Source organism: Parendozoicomonas verongulae, from assembly GCF_009711465.1.
GTDB lineage: Bacteria > Pseudomonadota > Gammaproteobacteria > Pseudomonadales > Endozoicomonadaceae > Sansalvadorimonas > Sansalvadorimonas verongulae.
Window position 1 is genome coordinate 1 of record NZ_SMME01000362.1, and the last position, 639, is coordinate 639.

At 46.8% G+C, this 639-nt stretch carries 1 protein-coding gene; it reads left to right on the forward strand.

The genetic code is table 11. From position 1 onward, the window contains the following. A partial coding sequence (locus tag E1189_RS24415; RefSeq protein WP_230459866.1) for a hypothetical protein occupies positions 1–530 on the forward strand: 530 nt, incomplete at its 5' end. Positions 531–639: the final 109 nt, after the last annotated feature.

Consider the following 639-nt stretch of genomic DNA (forward strand, 5'->3'; position numbering starts at 1 on the left):
CTTGGCATATGGATGCCGAAATAATCGCCTTCGAGGTTCAAAAAGCTTTTGATACGTTACATGTCGGGCCACTCGAAACGTTCTCTAGCCCTGTGTCTGTTGGTAGTAGTTCTCACGCAAGGTCTTATACAAGTGCCGGACCTTCGAGTTCACAGGCTACCAACACCGACAACTTATCTTTTATGTCTCACTTATCTGATGACACTGTAAGCATCAGTAGAGATGAGGGTGAATGCCCTATCTGTAACAACCTGTTTTCCAACAAAACAGAGCAGCAAGCAGTCCAGTTTTATTTAGCAGGTTCTAAGAGAGAATTATCTCCCTATGCCTATTGCCGAACGTGTGCGACAAAGCATTTAAGCAACACAAAGTATCAAAGCACCAGGTTCCTGGATCCAATGTCTAATATCCCTATTGATTATTGCTGGGGGGGGGAGATCAATGATGCTTTATGTCGCAATATGACCCTTGAAAGGATTGGGGAGAGCATGAGAGCCGCTTACCGGTCATCGCGCTCCGTCAAGCAGTAGTGCAGTAGCTCTGGCACATGAGCCTTCTTCCATTCACCTGCGACATACTTATTGGTTTCCGACAGGCAAGGGGGCGCGTTTGCCAGCTCTGGAAACGACACCTATAACT